This window comes from Bartonella sp. B1099, from assembly GCF_944801835.1.
Lineage (GTDB): Bacteria > Pseudomonadota > Alphaproteobacteria > Rhizobiales > Rhizobiaceae > Bartonella.
Genome location: NZ_CALYLN010000001.1, coordinates 364152 through 380498 on the forward strand (window position 1 = coordinate 364152; position 16347 = coordinate 380498).

Sequence of the window (16347 nt, forward strand, 5' to 3'; positions counted from 1 at the left end):
ATGCAGATTGAAGCCCACTCATTCAAGGACCAAATCCAAGGCACACCCAAATACTTGGCTCCGATCAAAGCCAAACCAAGGATAAAACTCAACAGACAAGTCAACGCTAAGCTCCTCAAAAATAAAAAAACACGTACGATCACTAAGCTTTGCCCCCTCAACCCTAAAATCCTTTTTATTAGCAAATCCAAGGATAGTTTGAACAAGACAACCAATACCGCCCCCAATAAAAACGCTTGGACTGGAAGATCAAAACGCTTTACTCCGGCATAAGCAAACACAAGGACAACGCTCATGATGCAGCAAAAAGCTAAGCTCTTCAAAAACACCAAACCCCGTGACATCACCCCCCCCCCACTCTCACAAAAACAATCCCAACAAGCATGCTGGTAGAGCAAAATCTTAATTCTTTTCAAAGAATGAAAGCCTAAACCCAAAACGTTTTGCCCCTCGAAAAATAAGCCCTAGAACAAGACCAAAGACAAGTCCCCAAAGGACGTCAAACACCCACTTATTGGAGAACCAAAGCCAGCTCACATCAAAAGCTTGGGCTTGCTTATAAACAAAATCAGTAACAGCGGCAAAAATGAAGCCAAACAACAGCATCTTGAAGAACAAACCTTATCGATACCGCGCCGCTGCAGGACTTCATACCCCACCATAAGGAAAATGCCGGGAGTACCATAAAATGCCAAAGCCCGTAAAAATACGCCCCACGTCATCCCCAACGCCTTCATTTCCACATAAACAGCCCCAAAGACAGCAACCACAATGCAGAAAACCGTCTCTTCAAAGACAAAAACCCGCGCGACGCCATAGCACTCCCCCCATCAAATTATTCAAGGAAATCCACCATGCAACAAAACATCTCGCTTTTCAAGATGCAAAATCCAAGGACAAATTCACCCATACCCTCATTTACCATTGCCGAAAACACGACTCTATACAAACAAGCCCCAACATTTGCTCCTTGTCACACAGAAATGCTTGTGCTGCCACAAAAGCACAGACGAGGCAAAGGAAGACAATGCAGCAAACAGCTACTCTTTTCCAGAACAACGCCCAAGGAACAACCGAATTCTCCATTCCCATATAAAGAAAATCCAGCCAAGTCACCCCAAGGTGCTTTGCAGCGATAGCAGCAAAACTGAGGACAAAGCCAAAAAGGATGTTAAACAGCCATCTATTGGAGAACCAAAGCCAGCTCACACCAACACGTTCTGCTGCCATATAAAGCAACTGAGAGACAAGAATCACAATGCTCCAACATACCACACTCTTTAACACTGCCTTTTTTGTAAGCCCGAAACGCTTCATGGCTATATGCGCACTGATATAAATAAAAAACAAGGAAAGACTCGATTAAAGCCTAAAAACACCAACAACGGTCCCAATATCCCATCAGGCGACATTCACACCCCTCCCCATCAAATTATTCAAGGAAAATCCACCATGCAACAAAACATCTCGCTTTTCAAGATGCAAAATCCACGGGCCCCTCCCCCACAGCACAACAATCCAAGCCATCCCCCAAGACCGCATTCCCACGCACACATGCCAACATATATCTTCCTCTCGTCCTTCGCTTTTCCCTAGAGCAAGCAACATTTTTTTAAAAAACGAGAATCAAACGATACTTTATTCAAGGAGATGAGATGAACCATCACGATAAGAAAAAAAACACGCGCCCTCTTGAGTTTCACGAGAAAGGACAGCACATAGGTCATTTAAAGACGCAAGAAGTCACCCTTGAAACGCGCAATCCTTATTTTCAACCCCATCATCCAGAAAGTTCCAGCAATCGGCGTACCATTAAAGTTCTTGTCAATGCACAAAGCCGCCCCATTGCACTTTTATATGCAAAAGGACATCTCAGTAAGGCACAATATAAAGCTGCAGAACGTTTTTATTTTTATTGGCGTCACAGTCAGGCAGACCTGCACATGAGCCTTGACTATACGCGTGAAAAAGTTTCCTGTAGCCAAGGCTATACCCACCTCATTGAACGGCAAATAGAAGCCTCCAATCATTTAAAAACCGTCAAAGGGCAGCTTGGTATTCTTGGCTATTCACTGCTTGAGCGAGTGATTGGTTATGGACAAGCGATCAAAGAATTAAGTCCTTCAAAACGCAAACAAAACTCCCTTGCCGATCATTTACGTGATTGTTTAGACTTACTTGCCTTTCATTGGGGCTATGCAAACCATAAACATTCGGAATAATCCCCCTCGTCATTCAGGGCAACATACCAACAGCCCCCCACCATCCCTCACCACACCTAACAAAACACAAGCCTCACAAACCCCTTACACGCAACACGCACACCCTTAAAAAACAAAGCCTCTCATCCCACACCAATCCATCGCACCAGCCTATCGCCATGTAGGGCTCTCTTTGTTGGTTTTTTAGTGAAGAATAAATATGGTTGCATACGTCATAACATCTTTAAAGACTTAAGTTGACAGTAAATTTCAAATTAAACATTCAATGAAAAAGAAGTATTCATGAGGTTTAAGGCCAAAAAAACAAAGTTTTCTTTTTTGTAAAAAGTATTTTTATATTGCTCTCTTTTTAATTTTCTGCTAATGATAGAAGAGTAAGTTTTTTTAATTCATTCTTTTTTGATATTTTTACGACCCAATGTTGAAAATCTTCTTATTATTGCCTTCTGTTTAAAGCAGAGGGCTTTTTTTATGGCTGTATTATCTTAAAGCCCTCTTAAACTTTGGGTTTTTCTTCCATAAGTTCTCCCTGCAAAAAAGATTATTCTTTTTTCAAATGAACTTAAAAATTCTCTCTCAAAGGACGAGGGATTTACGAGAGAAGCTGTTTTACGACACAACAGACTCACGCATATTTTTCTTTATCATTAAAACAGCAATAAGGTATTTTTATCCTAGCAATGGGTTAATGAATGATAGTTTTCTGCTCTTTATCTTAGAAATTTTAGCCTAAAAGAGCCAACTCTCTCAGACTTTTCCTCTTTTAACCGGCTTCCCTTCTTTCAACGCTGTTTTATCTTAAAATTCATCAAGCCAACAACTCATTAAAAGCAAGAGAGCTCGTGTAGAATAAAACACGTCAAAGATAAAGAATTACAAAAATTGACTCAATTTATTCTATTCTATGATAAAGTATCATTCTTTAAAGGCGGTATGAATAAAACCATTGAAATCATTGAAATATTAAACCAAATCCATTGGCACAACCAAAAGCCAAATTGTAGGAAAATGCCTCATAAATTTTGTGTGAGCTAATAAAATCAAGAAAAAGACAAAAAAAAAGCACAAAAATATCTTAATTCTCATAGAGATCTCAATATTCATTAGCTGATCTTCATCAGTGAGTCTTACTCTATAACCCTCTCAAATATTGAGGAGACAAAGCAAATATCTATAAAATATACAAACCGGTAGAGATAAAATAAAAATAAATCTCTTGGGCTTTCTCTATTTTTATGAGATATGCCTTCCCCTGTGGATGCACTCTGCCCTCAAAAGAGTGCATCCTTCCCCTCAAGGGATACACGCCTCACCCTCATGCGGCATGTACCCAATCTCATAGAGGATGCACTCTGCCCTCACAAAGAGTGCATCCTTCCCCTCAAGGGATACACGCCTCAACCCTCATGCGGCATGTACCCAATCTCATAAGAGGATGCACTCTAGCCCTCAAAAGAGTGCATCCTTCCCCTCAAGGGACACATGCCTCACCCTCATGCGGCATGTACCCAATCTCATAGAGGATGCACTCTAGCCCTCAAAAGAGTGCATCCTTCCCCTCAAGGGGTACACGCCTCAACCCTCATGCGGCATGTACCCAATCTCATAGAGGATGCACTCCGCCCTCAAAAGAGTGCATCCTTCCCCTCAAGGGACACATGCCTCACCCTCATGCGGCATGTACCCAATCTCATAGAGGATGCACTCTGCCCTCACAAAGAGTGCATCCTTCCCCTCAAGGGACACATGCCTCAACCCTCATGCGGCATGTACCCAATCTCATAGAGGATGCACTCTAGCCCTCAAAAGAGTGCATCCTTCCCCTCAAGGGATACACGCCTCACCCTCATGCGGCATGTACCCAATCTCATAGAGGATGCACTCTAGCCCTCAAAAGAGTGCATCCTTCCCCTCAAGGGATACACGCCTCAACCCTCATGCGGCATGTACCCAATCTCATAGAGGATGCACTCTAGCCCTCAAAAGAGTGCATCCTTCCCCTCAAGGGATACACGCCTCAACCCTCATGCGGCATGTACCCAATCTCATAGAGGATGCACTCTAGCCCTCACAAAGAGTGCATCCTTCCCCTCAAGGGACACATGCCTCAACCCTCATGCGGCATGTACCCAATCTCATAGAAGATGCACTCTAGCCTTGCATAAGAACGCATCCTTTCCCTTCACGGGTTTGAATTAACTTTTATCACATCTCATTTTAATTTTAATGAACCCTCATTTTTATAAATCTTTACTCAATGGCACAAAAAGAATGGCACAAAAAGAATTTTGACAGCAGTTCTTTTGTCACTCATCTTACGGGATTCCCCTTCACGGACAGAGCTCTCGAGCTTTTTTAAAATATCCATAAAATGGAATCATAAAGAATTGATTTAGGCAATTAAGAGTAAATTTTGTCAAAATGTAGACAAAGTTTATTCTTTTTTATGACTGTTGTATTTTTACTATAGTCATTTAAAGCGAATTTATATATGATACGTATCGGTATTTATTTATAGAAATAAATAGTAGGAGAAAACGATGAATATCAGATATTTTTTTATAGCGGGAGCCATTACAAGCGGTTTAGCTCTTGCGATTCAAAAGTCTGATCGTATAGTCAATCAAGCGCCCTCTCCTATTGTTGCTCCTTATACTGTTGAAAAAACACATTCACAGTTTTTTAAACAAGTAAGCAGCCCATCGGATACATTGAATATACTGAGAACAGCGAATAGAACTGCATCAGAGCAAGCATCAAGGAATGATCTCTATACAAAAGGAAAAAATTATTAGATGCCATTGCTAATTTTTTAGGTTTACTAAGATATATTTTCTGCGAATGATTTCTGCGAAAGTATAAGATACAAAATTTTTAAAAATAAAGTTATATACATTTTGTATACTATAAAACGAAAATAAAAAGGCCCTTTTAAAAGGGGGCCTTTGTTTTATTTTAATTTGTATTGTATTTTATGTCCTCAAAATCAGCTGCTTAAGAACAGCACTTGATACCATCTTCCTCCCTCTTGAATGAAGAGAAGGCTCTCAATCTCACACTGTTTTTTGACAACGATAGACCGCGATTCTGCCGTTTTTCAGTCAATTCTTCTCTTTTCAAGAAGATGCCCTTTCCCCCACTTCAACTTGCCCCTATGTCACGAGGATTTAGGTCCAAGCCTTGATGAATAAAGTGCCTAAAAATATGAAGCGCCCCTAAAGTTTTTACCCCCCTATCCCCACGCCTTAAAAGATAATATTTTGTCAGAATACTCTCTCCAGCCGAAGAAACAAAATTTCTCAATCTTTAAAAAATCCAGTGTTTCTTAAACAGTTTTTGCCAATTGCACGCTTCAATCCTCCACTTTAAAGTCCCCCACTTTAGAAGAGTTTTTCATCAGCTCTTTTGTCAAATCTCGCCCTCAAATATTCATCACAGATTTTCATAAAAAACACCGGCTTTCACAAAAAAAACACCAGAATGTATGAAAATATCCCCACACCGGAAAGAACAGTGTTCTATGCAGTCCATAATGATTGATTCTGCTTTTTAAGCAGAATATTTTCTCATTTCTAGCGCGCTTTTTTTCACATAATAAAGCAACTTTTCTTAAAAAAGGAATAGACTTAAAAAAACAAGAAAGAGACAAATTTACCATCACGTCACTTTGCCCCTCATCTTGAGAAAAAAAATTTTCAGCGGATTTTTTAAACTTGCTGTACTTTTTGATTTTTTCCAGCCCTTCTATTTTGCTCTTGTATCTTTTTTGTATTGCTTTGGGGAGAAAACCTTTCAATCACGGTGCTAAGCTTCTTTCAACAAGCATGTTTGTGCTTCAAATAAGAGTTTTAAAAAAAACACGTTAAGGAAACTAATCAATTTTTATATCCATAAATGCAAGCTCACCCTCTTTGATATAGGTAATATCAGGAGCATGTTTTACCCCCTCTGATTCTATGACGCATGGTTCATCACTCACAACGTATCCTTGTTGCCTTAATTCTTGTTTTTTCTCCTCGACTATTTTTTGATGCAAATCTCGTTTTTGATGACATAAATAAGGATTTCTCACTCTGAAAATTTGAGTGTCATTCACTTCTATGGAGAAGATCTTTGCAACCTGTTCCAGCAGATCATAACTGAATTTTCCTGCCTCCTTTACCTCTTGAGCCATCACCATCGCGCGTTCCAGATGGATTTTCTCAATGGTTTCATCAAAGCCAAGTTTATCGCCTACCGCAAAACTTTCATCATAAGAAGCTAAAGTCTCCACATCCCCCAGCAAGGCAAGAGCAGCAAGATGCAACAGCGCATAAGGAGCTGGCTCTGCTTCAACGGTTGACCATACTAAAGAGTCTTTTTCCCTAGGTGGAATACAATATTGAGTGCAAAGCATTTCATGCAGACAATCATCTTCCTTTACCCATTCTAAAGTTTTATCAAGTTCTTTCTTGAAACGCGAAGCAGTCACTTTCTCTTCGTGAATTTGCACCCCATTGGGGACAAAATTTATAAATACCGTTGGCAAAACCCCAAAATTAAGAGGATTAATGGTCTGACAAGCCGCGGCAAAAATACCGCTCATTACCAGAAGTCTGCGATCAAAGGGTGAAAATTCTTCTACGTATTTCTCGTTATAGAGAAACTGCACTTCGCGATCAGGCAAAAAGAAGGTCGCCAAATGATCACCTTTTCCCATTAATTCCACGGACCACCCCAAGCTTTTTAACAGCACTGTTGCACTTTCCATGGTGAGAATTTCATTATCATCGACCAAGAGCTCTTTTCTCTCTTGTTGCAAACGCCTCTCCTGCACCTTGGCTTCATCCTTCCAAAACTGCTGCGTTGCCAGATCATTTTCTTTCAGCACACGTTCCAGCTCGCCCTTTACTTGGAAATTCATTTTCATCCGTTTGAAGACAGAAATATAAAGAGCCAAAACCAGCATGATAATGACCATGAAAAGTGCAATCATCACCTAGAACTGGGGATCCAAGAGACGTACGACGATAGGATTATTGTTCATTTTCCCCTCTCACTCTTTGCTAAAGCCTCATGCGACAAAGAGTTTATTTGCTCTCGTACAGAGAGTGCTTGTTCTCATTTCTGAATATTTTTTTGCAACGCACCCGTCACGTTGCGACGCACTCGGAACATCACCGGAATCAAGAAAAGAGCACAGCCTTCTATGACGTCCGTCCCCTTAAAGATCACGAGATGCACCGCATATTGCCACCCTGTCAGCTGCCAATTTAAGACATCTGGTATTCTGAGAATCATTCTCCAAAGGATAATCATCACAGCAAGAGCAAAGATAACTTTATAATCCTTTGGCTAAAGAGCAACGCTTGCTGGCACGCAAAAGAATGGGTTCTTTTATACGTTTGTTGCTCTGATGTCCAATTTTTCTCCTTCATTTTTTCCCCTCTCACTCTTTGACAAAGCCTCATGCGGTAGAGAGCTTATTAGCTCTCATACAGAGAATGCTTTTTCTCATTTCTAGATCTTTTTTTGGCAATTGGTGCATGAGGATGCATGCGAAATCCGAAAATCAAAAAAAGAGCACAGGCGGTTCATGGCTTGCGTCATGATAAAAATCATAAAAGTAATAATATCCGAGGGATTTTTCCCCCTCTTGCCTTCCTCAAACAATGAAGAATTTCAACCCGCGCCAATCTTTAAAAGACATCAGTTACAATTCGAGCTTTTTCTGCCAAAAAATTCCCCTTTTTTCAAGAAAATTTCCTCGCCCTCACACTATCAGATTCATTTCAAAACCTCTATAAACAAGGCGCCTAAAAAGAGAGAACCAGCATATAGACCGCGATCCCCTACTCCCAAAACGGCTTTTTTACCTATCTCACATTTCAAACGAGTAAAGTCAAGCGCCCAAAACACACGCTAAGCTCTAGGACCCCACACTCTAAATCCCACATTTCTTTAATTCCACGCGGTCTTTAATCCCACACAGCCTATCAATGACCATCTACAATTCAAGCTTTTTTCCCAAAAATGTCACTCCCCCTCCCCACCCTTTAGAGCAATGTTGTATGGCGCCCCTCAAGCCCCTTAAAAACTTCAAAGGCAAAATGTTATCGAGAGCACTCCCCATCAATGCTCAATTTCTCAGCATTTTTTTTAGAATTTTTTCCCTTCGCTCAATGATTTTTCAAAGGCTATCTCCTGCTCTTTCAACAGGCTTTTCAGTTCTTTTTTTAAACAGCCATATCTTCTCGCCCACTTAAAGACACCATAATAAAGTTGCAAATTCGTCATGGGAGTACACGCAAAGCAACCTGTCACGTACATAAGTACAAGACACAATATTATAACAAGAAGCTCGTCCATTTTTACCCTCGCACCCTTTTTATAGCGATCTTTTTGCTGAGGGATTATTTTCCCCCGCTGCTCATTTATTTTGTTCAATATGCGCACCTTTTTAAACAACAAGCGCCACAATATGATGCAGAGGATCATCATAACGGAGTTCAAAACTACAACGCGCCCGACAATAACTTTCCAGAGCGCACATACAGCGAGAAAAAGAGAACTAGCCTGCCACCCAGTCAATTGCTCTTTGGACTCCAATAACAGTGGTAGAAAGAAGATTCTGTTTCTAAAGCTCAATCATGAGTGAGAGGAGACAAATGACAACATACTCTCGCACAGAAAAACACTCTTTCTCACAAAAATCGCACAGTTCGTTATAAAATGTTGAATTTTTCCCCTTCATTTGCTCTTCCCTTTTTTATACAAGCATATTTCTTTTTTCACGCCCGCTCTTTTAAGCCGCACGAAAAGTGCGACGCATAGCTCTTCCCTTGTTTTCGAATAAATCTCCCAGAGATTTTTTAAAAAGAGATTTTTTAACGCTCTTGCCCTCCAAATGATAAGAACACCTCCTCATCCACAAACGACAATGGGCGTCATCCCCCTCTTCATCTGATGATTCTTCAACCCTCTCCTCTTCTTGTGTCACGCGTTGTATCACGAGAATGGCTGAACATGGCTTTTTCCCCTCACGATAACGGCGACAGCGCTCTGTTTGGCTCTTGTCTGACATGTTTTAATTCGCGTTTCACGGTGCAATACAGTCTCACGCGCTTGAAGACAAAAGAATAAAATTCCAAAATCAGTATGACAACCCCTGCCGTAAAAGACACGTCAAACAAAATGATGAAGCAAAGGAATACGATAAAAAAACGGTTTATATTTTCTCTATGTTTTTTTGCAGGATGATTTTGTTGATCGGTTTTTTGCCCCCGTTGCTGAAGAAGCTCATTCAACTGCTGAATGTTTTTTTTCAAAAAATGCGTTAAGATGAGATAAAGCCCCAAGAAAACAGGCATCAAAGCAAACACACAGACCATGATGACTTCACGCAGCACAAAAAAGGCAAAAAGCGTGTTCTCTTGAGCAACAGTCAACGGTTTCTTGAATTCTAAGAATATCAAAAAAACCCACCGACACAGCGCCATGATCACAGAAATAAGAAAAATGATGCTATGCTCTTTAGAGGAAAGAAAGGACTCTTCCAGAGCAAAAGAGCGATTTTTTTGATCTCCTGTTGAAATTTCCCCCTTCATTTGCTCTTCCTTGTTTACAAAAATATGTGTTTTTTTCTTTCTTGACACAAATCATCTCTTAAGTAAAACGCATTGTCACCCAATAGAAGTCCTTAAAGAGAATGCGCCCGAAGACACAGGATATTGCCAATATTACCCAAAGATACGGATATTCTCAATCTTGATGGTGTCAATCATTAAATACCGCCCCTTCGCAGTCTTGTTTTAAAGCAGCACGCGCTCAACACTGCCAAACCAACAAGCCTCACCCCCATTTCATAGATCCCCATCATAATACCTCAACCAGCCCCCACAACTGCCATATCCCACCGCCACGGACAGCCATACCCGCCCCGCCTTACCACACCACCCCTGTGCTCACGACAAACCTCACCCACACCCACAAACTATACCCGCCCCCACAACTGCCATATCCCACCGCTACGGACAGCCATACCCGCCCCGCCTTACGACAAACCACCCCTGTGCTCACGACAAACCTCACCCACGCCCACAAACTATACCCTCCACAACCACCATATCCCACCGCTACGGACAGTCATAGCCGCCCCGCCTTACCACACCACCCCTGTGCTCACGACAAGCCTCACCCACACCCACAAACTACCCCCACAACCACCATATCCCACCGCTACGGACAGCCATACCCGCCCCGCCTTACCACACCACCCCTGTGCTCACGACAAGCCTCACCCACACCCACAATTTGTAAAAACCATCGCAGGAGGAGTCTCTTCTCACAAATCCCCCTTTCTCAAGGCTCATATGCGAATGTTTTAAAAAATGCGCTTGATCACTGCGCTTATAATGCCTTTTGAAATAAACCCGTTGGGCTTATCTCTCATGGAAGGACCACCCCAAAATGCACACCACCATCTGCGCATTGATTGCCGGTGGTGTGTACACTTTATGGGTTAAGCATGATGTCAAATAACCTCTTCCAACAAGGTTTCCTTAGAAGACAAAGGTTTTCCTTGGCAAGTTATAAGGAAAAAGATATAAACACATTGTGAACAGCTTTCTAATGAAATGTGTACATTTTTAAAGCAACGCATTTAAAGCAAAGGGGTGGGGACATGCAAAAAAAGGGCGCGCATTATCGTTATTTAGTTGTAGGAGGTACAGGGATGCTTGCTCCTTTTTGTCAATCCCTCAAGCCAAAAGAAGCCATTATCGTTGCACGCTTTCTTTCCCCAAAAGTCCAGTTTGAAGCATTCCAAAAACAGCAGTTGTGCATCTCGTTGGATTATGATTGTGCAACATCACGGACACAATTTTTAGAAGCCGTGAAGCAATGGCATGGTTTAAAATATTGCATATTATGGATTCATTCGTCCGCCTTTGCCTTTTCTTGCGCATTAATTGAACAGTTAGCGCTTTTACCTACCGCCCCGTGCATTCTTCATGTTTTTGGTTCCAATACGCATGATCAAATGATCACTGAGTGCGCACGCAAAAATAAGATTGATTTCATCTCTATTCAATTAGGACAAAAAACAACGTCAAAAGGTTCACGCTGGCTGACCCATCAGGAAATAAGTCAACAGATCCTCGATGCCATAAAAAATCATATGAAGAAACAAAACTTGTAATACAATCCCTCCTTTTGCTTTTTCGTGACCAAGCAAACACCCTCCAAACTCTGTGCTCTAAACTTTCTCTTAAACGACACTCTCTCAAATCATGGATACTGAAAATAAACACGCCTCCATGGCAGTCTTGAGAAGACAATAAAGTCGATCCCTTTAAAAGCCAAATCTTTTAATAAATTGGTACAAAACATCTCCCCACATTTCCACTCTCTTCCCGCATATCTTCTTCAAACTTTATGCTCCACACAACGGCTTTCGCATTCCCAAACTCCCCACCAATTCCAGCATTCCACCCATTCTCCCCCAAAATTTTCCCTCATTTTCCCACGTCAATTCCCCCCTTTTCCCCCAAGCCCTTCCGTCCTCTCCATTCGCCCCTACACCTCCATTCTTCCCCTTTTCACCCAATCATCCCCCCCTCATGCGCTTGACCAAGCCCTCCTTGTTTTTACAGTTTCACTCTTTTACGATTTTACTTATTCACAGAATAACTGTAGAAATTCAATACCATCCCAAGACGACTGATTATCTCCCTTTCCCCCAATTCCCCACCATTTCAACCGTTCCTGCCCTATGCTCTTCCGTCCTCTCCATTCGCCCCCTTTTCACCCAATCATCTCCACCCCCCTCATACTCTTGAACAGCTCACACCCTTGGAATTACAGTTACACGTTTTTACGATTTTGCTCTTTCAAAGAAAACCGTAGAAAGCTAATACCACCCCAAGTCAATTGATCATCAGTTCCCTTCAAACAAAGGAAAAGGAAAATGTAAAATGAAAGAAACAACGGTGTGCACCATAGCCTCTCCATGCCCCTCAAAGCTGTAAAGCAAGGGCATGATCTAAAAGAATGCCTCCTCACGCCATGAAGACTACATGCGCTTTTTCAGTACTGAATTTAATTGCCACGTGAGCTTATAATTAAAAAACGTTTGATAAAAAAAGCAGACAGTGCCATACATGTTCCTCACCTTGCTCAGCTCTTCAGCACCCCCACTCCCTTCTGAAACCCCATCCTCCACATACACCTTTCCCATTCCCCCATTCTTTCCACACATCTTCCAAAAAACTTTCCCAATTCCCCCACACCATTTCAACCTTTCCTGCCCTATGCTCTTCCGCCCTCTCCATTCACGCCCTCTTCACCCAATCATCCCCCCCTCATGCGTTTGACCAAGCGCACACCCTTGAATTTACAGTTTCACGTTTTTACGATTTTGCTCTTTCACAGAAAACCGTAGAAAGCTAATACCACCCCAAGTCAATTGATCATCAGTTCCCTTCAAACAAAGACAAATGTAAAATGAAAAAAACAACGGAGTGCACCATAGCCCCTCCATGCCTCTCAAAGCCGTAAAGCAATGGCATGATCTAAAAGGATACCTCCTCACGCCACGAAGACTACATGCGCTTTTTCAGCACTGCATTTAATTGCCGCGTAACCTTATAATAGGATATTAAACGCTTGATAAAAGAAATATACAGTGCCACAATGGGTACCGTTAAGAACAAATCCAAAAGCCCCCCAACAGAACCATCAAAACCACCGTGGCAGCTTCCAGCATCTCGTAATGCATTTTACCCTCTCCCCTTTATAATTGATTGGGGGGCTTTAGTCACTTCTTCCAATTGCTGAATCTTCTTTTTTAGCCGAGAGGTTAAAATTTCACGAAGGATTATAATAACAGGAACCGTTGCCAAAAGACATGCCGAGAAAACAACAAAGTAAAAAAGAAAATGTTCATAGAGATAAATCTCTTCTCATCGTTCAAAAAATTCACCTCTGTATAAAAAGTCACATAGACATAAACTTTGAAAACCATAATGATGAAAGAGAGGCATGCGTGGATGACATAATCTTTATTGGAAAAAAAGAGCCATTTTTTAAACGCATGGGAACTTATTTCTGTGTCCGGCGCTAAGTTTTTCTGCACGATCTCTTTAAGACTTTTTTTAGAGAAACAAAAATGCTGCGGTCGTTCTTTTATCAAACCTGTTTATTTTTTCACTCTGAAAGTGAGCCTCAACCGCTTAATTAAACAATAATAAGGCGTCACAATGATCATCGTGACAAAAAGAGCAAAAACCGCCACAGTCTCGAGAAGAAAACAGCCCAACGGCAGAAAAAAATAAAAAGCGCAACCACCTCATTTCTCATGGCGATCGTCTCACCGATTGATCTTTAACGGCTGTGTTTCTTCTTCTAATTTTTGCCTTATTTTTTCCAATTTACGCTCTTTAAAACGACGAACTCCCCAAAGGATCGGAAGAGGGGTGAGAAGACAAAACCAAATCAACACCGGCAAGAGAAAAATAAGAGAAGCGATACTCTCCCATCTTGTCCACGGCTCTGGCTGTACCAGAGACTTTGCACCCGCAGGAACTTCTAAAACCATCATGATAAGGCCCGTATAAAACATTGTGCAAAACATGATGAAAAAGGAGCGCCCGATCATTTGATCTCTTTCCACCCCCTTACAGCTTGCCACTAAAGATACTGTCAATTTTTTACATGAAAAGAAAGACTCTCCAAATGTTGCGTTTTTCTCCTGCATTGATCCCCTCTGTTTATCTCATTTTGACGCGCCATTTTAAGTTTTATTTAATTTACCTAACTGCTTTATTTTTCTCAATAATTTTTTTCATTAATCTCAATTTTTACATCCATATATTTTACTTCCCCATCCTTCATGTAAAGAATATGGGGACGAGCTTTTTTTCCATCAATCTCACAAATCGTGTCCTTTTCGTAAACCGTATATCCCTGTTGCCTCAATTCTTCTCTTTTTTCCTCGAGCAAATTTTCGTAAACAGAACGTCTTCTACTGCACAAATTTGGATCTGTAGCTCTGAAATAGTCATAACTCTCCACCTCCATAGAAAAACTCTTTGCCGTCTGTTGAAGCAGATCATAACTAAGCTGTTTTGTCTCTTCTACCGCTTTAGCAATCGCTATCGCGCGTTCCAGATGCTCTTCTTTAATGCTTGTCCCAAAGCCCAGTCTTTCACCTTCCATAAAGCTTTTGTGATAGGAGTCTAAAGTTTCAACATCCCCTACCAAGGCTAAAGCCGCAAGATAACGCAGCGCATAAGGCGTCAACTGAGGGACCACAATTTTGTTTTCCCAAGGAAGGGTGCGATATTGAGAGCGGAGCATGTTACCAAGATCAACCTCGTCCATAGCCTTTTCTAAAGCTTTCTCAAGCGCATGGCGCAAACGCCCCACACTTACCTTTTCTTCAAAAATTTCTAATCCCTTCAGATCAAAACTCAATTCGAGAGCAATCAAGCCTCCAGAATTATAAGGATCGATCGTTTGGCAAGCTGCCGCATGGATACCAGAGATCACCGCAATGGCACAATCAAATTGCGGATACCCCTTCTCAGCATTATAAAGAAACTGCACTTCACGATCTGGTAAAAAGAAGGTTGCCAAATGATCCCCTTTTTCTTCAATTTCTATCCTTCCCCCCAAACTCTTTAAAAGCGCCGTTGCATTTTCCATTGTGAGAATTTCTTCATCAGCAAGAGAAAATACTTTGAATTCTTTTTCCTCAAATGATGGCTTCATCATTGGTGTTCCCCCACTGGACGGCTCAAAAGCAACCGGTTGTTTAAGCACACGTCTTAATTCTTTTGTCACTTGGCAATATAATCTCACCCGCTTGAAAGCAGAATAATACAATGCCCAAATAAACATCATGACCACAGCAGAAAGCAGTGTAAAAAGCGTCACGCCCACACCCCATGAAAATAGGACAACGATATCCATATCTCTCATTTTCCCCTCCCCTTCACGCACTCGTTTGTCGATATGTAGCCGCTATCCGCTTGATCAATTGCTTGCTCCAACTGAGCAATCTTTTTTTTTCAACAAATACGTAAAAGTAACACGAACCACAAAAGCAACAAGGATCAATATAAAAATTAAATATGATATAAACAGTATGATAAGCAAGAGAAGAGCCGCGACATTGGCTTCCCACTCTGTCAACTTCACCCCAAGCAATGCTGGTAAGAAGAGAGCCGTTCTCAAAGTTGAAAGAGTGAAAGTCATGCAAAAGATGACTTTATAATTTTTGCGTGTCAGAAACGCTTTTTCCAAAGAAAAAACCCGTGGGCTCCCATCCAATGCTGCATTTTTTTCATGGTGTCTCATTTTTACCCCTCATTGATCTAAAAAGCTACTTTCATGAAACGACGCTTTTGTCCTTACAATGAATTCAATTTACCACGATCAACCGCGTTTAGATCAACCGCACATTTTTTCCCTTGGTCAAACATCACGCCCATAAAAGCGCTCCGACAAAGCATAAAAAGATTAAAAAAACCGTATATTCATTTTGCCCTCCTCTTTACACGCTTATTTTGTTAAGAAGGAATTTTTCTCCGCTTGGCTAATTGCTTGCTCCAACTGAGCAATCTTTTTTTTCAACAAACGCGTAAAAGTAAGACGGACGAAAAAGACAACAGGGATCAATAAAAAAAGAAGAACGGATAGAACAACCAATATGAATATGAGAATGAAGAGGCTATAATTCCACCACCCTGTCAAATCCCACTCAAATACCAGTGCAAGTGCCACTTTAAAAGCCTCAAGAATAAAAGCAAGGCAAAAGATAACTTTATAATTTTTGCGTGTCAGAAATGTTTCTGCCAAAGAAAAAGCCCGTAGTTCCTGATTTGATGGTTTCTGATCTGATCTTGAATTTTTCCCCCTATTCGATATTAAATTCCCCCCATTGCGCTTCATTTTTTCTCCCTCATTTATCTAAAACATTAAGTTCATGAATCAAAACGTTGTTCCTGATCATAAATGCCATTCATCACCATCCATGGTTTTTAGTTCAATTGCTTGTTTTTTTTAATCCTTGTCTTTTCTCATCTTTTATAAAAATAATATCGGAAGAAGCGTTTTTTCTTTGACCTCAAAGGGCATGTTTTCC

General features: G+C 41.2%; 14 protein-coding genes and 1 pseudogene. 4 read left to right on the forward strand and 11 right to left on the reverse strand.

The window, feature by feature from the left end; all coding sequences use genetic code 11:
• Complete coding sequence (locus NNJ73_RS01570; RefSeq protein WP_254492396.1) at nt 1–273, forward strand: hypothetical protein; 273 nt, start codon at nt 1–3, stop codon at nt 271–273.
• A gap of 129 nt (nt 274–402) precedes the next feature.
• Here NNJ73_RS01570 and NNJ73_RS01575 read toward each other — a convergent pair whose 3' ends face one another.
• Together NNJ73_RS01575 and NNJ73_RS01580 are read right to left on the reverse strand one after the other, a co-directional pair.
• Nucleotides 403–606 carry a hypothetical protein gene (locus NNJ73_RS01575; protein ID WP_254492397.1) on the reverse strand — a complete coding sequence of 68 codons (204 nt, stop codon included), beginning with the start codon at nt 604–606 and terminating at the stop codon, nt 403–405.
• A 312-nt stretch (nt 607–918) separates the two neighbouring features.
• Nucleotides 919–1317, reverse strand: a complete 399-nt coding sequence (locus NNJ73_RS01580) for a hypothetical protein (protein WP_254474854.1) — start codon at nt 1315–1317, stop codon at nt 919–921.
• Between the two features lie 338 nt (nt 1318–1655).
• Between NNJ73_RS01580 and NNJ73_RS01585 the strand changes: the two genes are divergently transcribed.
• Together NNJ73_RS01585 and NNJ73_RS01590 are read left to right on the forward strand one after the other, a co-directional pair.
• Complete coding sequence (locus tag NNJ73_RS01585) at nt 1656–2222, forward strand: hypothetical protein (RefSeq protein ID WP_254492398.1); 567 nt, start codon at nt 1656–1658, stop codon at nt 2220–2222.
• A 2540-nt stretch (nt 2223–4762) separates the two neighbouring features.
• A pseudogene (locus tag NNJ73_RS01590) lies at nt 4763–5084 on the forward strand (hypothetical protein).
• A gap of 1009 nt (nt 5085–6093) precedes the next feature.
• Here the strand turns inward: NNJ73_RS01590 and NNJ73_RS01595 are convergent.
• The 4 genes from NNJ73_RS01595 to NNJ73_RS01610 form a co-directional block, all read right to left on the reverse strand.
• Nucleotides 6094–7197, reverse strand: coding sequence for a hypothetical protein (locus NNJ73_RS01595; protein WP_371923244.1), 1104 nt, complete (start codon nt 7195–7197; stop codon nt 6094–6096).
• Nucleotides 7198–8360: 1163 nt separating this feature from the next.
• Nucleotides 8361–8792, reverse strand: a complete 432-nt coding sequence (locus NNJ73_RS01600; protein ID WP_254492400.1) for a hypothetical protein — start codon at nt 8790–8792, stop codon at nt 8361–8363.
• A 214-nt stretch (nt 8793–9006) separates the two neighbouring features.
• Nucleotides 9007–9285 (reverse strand): hypothetical protein, encoded by a 279-nt coding sequence (locus NNJ73_RS01605; RefSeq protein WP_254492401.1) that lies wholly within the window; start codon nt 9283–9285, stop codon nt 9007–9009.
• A complete protein-coding gene (locus tag NNJ73_RS01610) occupies nt 9242–9808 on the reverse strand; it encodes a hypothetical protein (RefSeq protein ID WP_254492402.1) in 567 nt (188 codons plus the stop codon). The genes NNJ73_RS01605 and NNJ73_RS01610 overlap by 44 nt, the downstream gene beginning before the upstream one ends.
• A 1076-nt stretch (nt 9809–10884) precedes the next feature.
• On the opposite strand from NNJ73_RS01610, the gene NNJ73_RS01615 reads away from it, so the two are divergent.
• The gene (locus NNJ73_RS01615; protein WP_254492403.1) at nt 10885–11400 is read left to right on the forward strand and encodes a short-chain dehydrogenase; all 516 of its coding nucleotides are present in this window, start codon (nt 10885–10887) and stop codon (nt 11398–11400) included.
• A 234-nt stretch (nt 11401–11634) separates the two neighbouring features.
• Here the strand turns inward: NNJ73_RS01615 and NNJ73_RS01620 are convergent, their stop codons facing one another.
• The 5 genes from NNJ73_RS01620 to NNJ73_RS01640 all read right to left on the reverse strand — a co-directional run bounded on the left by NNJ73_RS01620 (nt 11635) and on the right by NNJ73_RS01640 (nt 16154).
• The gene (locus tag NNJ73_RS01620) at nt 11635–11808 is read right to left on the reverse strand and encodes a hypothetical protein (RefSeq protein WP_254492404.1); all 174 of its coding nucleotides are present in this window, start codon (nt 11806–11808) and stop codon (nt 11635–11637) included.
• Between the two features lie 1761 nt (nt 11809–13569).
• A complete protein-coding gene (locus NNJ73_RS01625) occupies nt 13570–13956 on the reverse strand; it encodes a hypothetical protein (protein ID WP_254492405.1) in 387 nt (128 codons plus the stop codon).
• A gap of 74 nt (nt 13957–14030) precedes the next feature.
• Nucleotides 14031–15173, reverse strand: a complete 1143-nt coding sequence (locus NNJ73_RS01630) for a hypothetical protein (RefSeq protein WP_254492406.1) — start codon at nt 15171–15173, stop codon at nt 14031–14033.
• 63 nt (nt 15174–15236) lie between these two features.
• Nucleotides 15237–15560, reverse strand: coding sequence for a hypothetical protein (locus NNJ73_RS01635; RefSeq protein ID WP_254492407.1), 324 nt, complete (start codon nt 15558–15560; stop codon nt 15237–15239).
• Nucleotides 15561–15764: 204 nt separating this feature from the next.
• Nucleotides 15765–16154: a hypothetical protein gene (locus tag NNJ73_RS01640; RefSeq protein ID WP_254492408.1), complete on the reverse strand. Its 390-nt coding sequence runs from the start codon at nt 16152–16154 to the stop codon at nt 15765–15767.
• Nucleotides 16155–16347 lie beyond the last annotated feature (193 nt).

Excerpts from the sequence above, each read along its gene's own strand:
- NNJ73_RS01570 (WP_254492396.1), top strand. The coding sequence starts at position 1 with ATGCAGATTGAAGCCCACTCATTCAAGGACCAAATCCAAGGCACACCC.
- NNJ73_RS01575 (WP_254492397.1), bottom strand. The coding sequence starts at position 606 with ATGCTGTTGTTTGGCTTCATTTTTGCCGCTGTTACTGATTTTGTTTAT.
- NNJ73_RS01580 (WP_254474854.1), bottom strand. The coding sequence starts at position 1,317 with ATGAAGCGTTTCGGGCTTACAAAAAAGGCAGTGTTAAAGAGTGTGGTA.
- NNJ73_RS01585 (WP_254492398.1), top strand. The coding sequence starts at position 1,656 with ATGAACCATCACGATAAGAAAAAAAACACGCGCCCTCTTGAGTTTCAC.
- NNJ73_RS01595 (WP_371923244.1), bottom strand. The coding sequence starts at position 7,197 with ATGATTGCACTTTTCATGGTCATTATCATGCTGGTTTTGGCTCTTTAT.
- NNJ73_RS01605 (WP_254492401.1), bottom strand. The coding sequence starts at position 9,285 with ATGTCAGACAAGAGCCAAACAGAGCGCTGTCGCCGTTATCGTGAGGGG.
- NNJ73_RS01610 (WP_254492402.1), bottom strand. The coding sequence starts at position 9,808 with ATGAAGGGGGAAATTTCAACAGGAGATCAAAAAAATCGCTCTTTTGCT.
- NNJ73_RS01615 (WP_254492403.1), top strand. The coding sequence starts at position 10,885 with ATGCAAAAAAAGGGCGCGCATTATCGTTATTTAGTTGTAGGAGGTACA.
- NNJ73_RS01625 (WP_254492405.1), bottom strand. The coding sequence starts at position 13,956 with ATGCAGGAGAAAAACGCAACATTTGGAGAGTCTTTCTTTTCATGTAAA.
- NNJ73_RS01630 (WP_254492406.1), bottom strand. The coding sequence starts at position 15,173 with ATGGATATCGTTGTCCTATTTTCATGGGGTGTGGGCGTGACGCTTTTT.
- NNJ73_RS01635 (WP_254492407.1), bottom strand. The coding sequence starts at position 15,560 with ATGAGACACCATGAAAAAAATGCAGCATTGGATGGGAGCCCACGGGTT.
- NNJ73_RS01640 (WP_254492408.1), bottom strand. The coding sequence starts at position 16,154 with ATGAAGCGCAATGGGGGGAATTTAATATCGAATAGGGGGAAAAATTCA.